Source organism: Streptomyces sp. NRRL B-24572 (assembly GCF_002156145.1).
GTDB lineage: Bacteria > Actinomycetota > Actinomycetes > Streptomycetales > Streptomycetaceae > Streptomyces > Streptomyces vietnamensis.
The window spans coordinates 1-2107 of the sequence record NZ_MWIG01000685.1 but is presented as its reverse complement, the minus strand read 5'-3'; the positions used below and the strand labels follow the sequence as shown (position 1 = coordinate 2107).

Sequence of the window (2107 nt, the reverse complement as noted above, 5' to 3'; positions counted from 1 at the left end):
GCACACTGCTCCGCCGCCTCCTCCAGGTCGAGGCGGCGGAGCAGTGTGCGCATCATCTCGTCGTCGATCCGGCGGGCGTCGCGCAGCTGGACGAAGACCGCGCGCTCGGCGTCGATCATCTCGCGCGAGAGGCGGCGGTAGGTGTCGTCGACGGTCTCCCCGGTGATCTCGTTGACCGCGCCGAGGCGTTCCCACACGGAGTTGCGGCGCCGTTCCATGACCGTGCGCAGCCGGTCGGCGAGGGGTTTCGGCAGGGCGTTGCGCTCGTCGGCGAGGAGCGCGTCGAGGCGTTCGTCGGCGGCCCGCGAGGCCTCGCTCTGGGCCTGTGCCTCGGCGAGGGTCTCGGCGTACCGGTCGCGTCCGGGGAGCTTCAGGAGCCGGATGAGGGGCGGCAGGGTGAGGCCCTGCACCACGAGGGTGCCGATCACGGTGGTGAAGGTGAGGAAGAGGACGAGGTTGCGGGCCGGGAACTCGACCCCGTCGGTGGCGACGGGGATGGAGAAGGCGATGGCCAGGGAGACCACGCCGCGCATGCCGGCCCAGCCGACGACGAGCGGAGCCCGCCAGTCCACCTCGGGCTCCCGCTCGCGGATGCCCGAGGACATCCAGCGGGGCAGGAAGGTCGCCGGGTAGACCCAGACGAACCGGACGACGACCACGGCGACGAAGACCCCGACCGCGTACCAGGCCGCCTCCCCCATGCCGTACCGGCCGAGCCCCTTGACGACGTACGGCAGCTGGAGGCCGATCAGGGCGAAGACGGAGGACTCCAGGACGAAGGCGACCATCTTCCAGACGGCCTCCTCCTGGAGCCGCGTCGCGAAGTCGACCTTCCAGGCCTTGTGGCCGAGGAAGAGGCCGACCACGACGACCGCGAGGACTCCGGAGGCGCCGACCTCCTCGGCGGCGGCGTACGCGATGAACGGGATCAGCAGGGAGAGGGTGTTCTGGAGCAGGGCCTCGCGCAGATGGGTGCGGAGCCAGTGGATCGGGACCATCAGGACCAGGCCGACGCCGATGCCGCCGACCGAGGCGAGGACGAACTCCCACAGGCCGCCGGCCCAGCTGACGCCCTCGCCGACGGCGGCCGCGAGGGCGACCTTGTACGCGGTGATCGCGGTGGCGTCGTTCACGAGGGACTCGCCCTGGAGGATCGTGGTGATCCGGTTCGGCAGGCCGAGCCGGCGGGCGATGGCGGTGGCGGCGACCGCGTCCGGCGGGGCGATCACGGCGCCGAGCACGAGCGCGGCGGTGAGCGGCAGGTCGGGCACGAGGACGTACGCGAGCCAGCCCACGGCCACGGTGGCGAAGAGGACGTACCCGACGGAGAGCAGCGCGACGGGCCTGATGTTGGCCCGCAGGTCGAGGTACGAGGAGTCGACGGCGGCCGTGTAGAGGAGCGGGGGCAGGATCAGCGGCAGCACGATGTGCGGATCGAGGGTGTAGTCGGGGACCCCCGGGAGGTACGCGGCGGCGAGGCCGACGGCGACGAGGAGCAGCGGCGCCGGCACCGGGGTCCTGCGGGCGAACCCCGCCACGGCGGCGCTCACCGCCACCAGTGCCACCAGTTGCAGTGCGTCCATGCTCCCGACCCCGTCCCGTGCCGCAACGTAACCTGGCCATCATGAGTGAGTGCCCGCACGTAGCCGAAATGCCGCGCCCCGAACCGGCGCCGCTCGCCGACACCTGCCCCGAGTGCCTGACGGACGGCACGCACCCCGTCCAGCTGCGGCTCTGTCTGAGCTGCGGGCACGTGGGCTGCTGCGACTCCTCGGCGGGGCGGCACGCGACGGGGCACTTCTCCTCGACCGGGCATCCGGTCATGCGGACCTTCGAGCCGGGAGAGGCCTGGCGCTGGTGCTTCGTCGACGGTTCGATCGTCTGATGGCTGGTGTGGCGCCCCGCGGTCGGCTCGGTCACGGACGGTTCGACGGCCCGGACGCTGGGTACGTCACCCCTCCGCGGGTTCTCCGCGGCTGCCGGGGGCGGGAGCGAGGGATCACCCGGTCTCCGGGGCTCCCGGCGACACGGCAGGATGGATCGCGATAGCGTCACGGCGGACCGCGCAGGCTCCCTGCGTACCGCCCGGTTCGGGGGCTCTCCCCCG

General features: G+C 72.6%; 2 protein-coding genes. One reads left to right on the top strand and one right to left on the bottom strand.

Features of this window, described 5'->3' with window-relative positions; all coding sequences use genetic code 11:
• A partial coding sequence (locus tag CCN56_RS33555) for a Na+/H+ antiporter (protein WP_086831614.1) occupies nt 1–1583 on the bottom strand: 1583 nt, incomplete at its 3' end.
• A gap of 41 nt (nt 1584–1624) precedes the next feature.
• Here CCN56_RS33555 and CCN56_RS33550 point away from each other — a divergent pair.
• On the top strand, nt 1625–1885 hold the full coding sequence (locus CCN56_RS33550; protein WP_086831613.1) for a UBP-type zinc finger domain-containing protein: 261 nt from the start codon (nt 1625–1627) through the stop codon (nt 1883–1885).
• Nucleotides 1886–2107: the final 222 nt, after the last annotated feature.

Bases quoted from the DNA above. Each gene is read 5' to 3' on its own strand.
- CCN56_RS33550 (WP_086831613.1), top strand. From the start codon at position 1,625: ATGAGTGAGTGCCCGCACGTAGCCGAAATGCCGCGCCCCGAACCGGCG.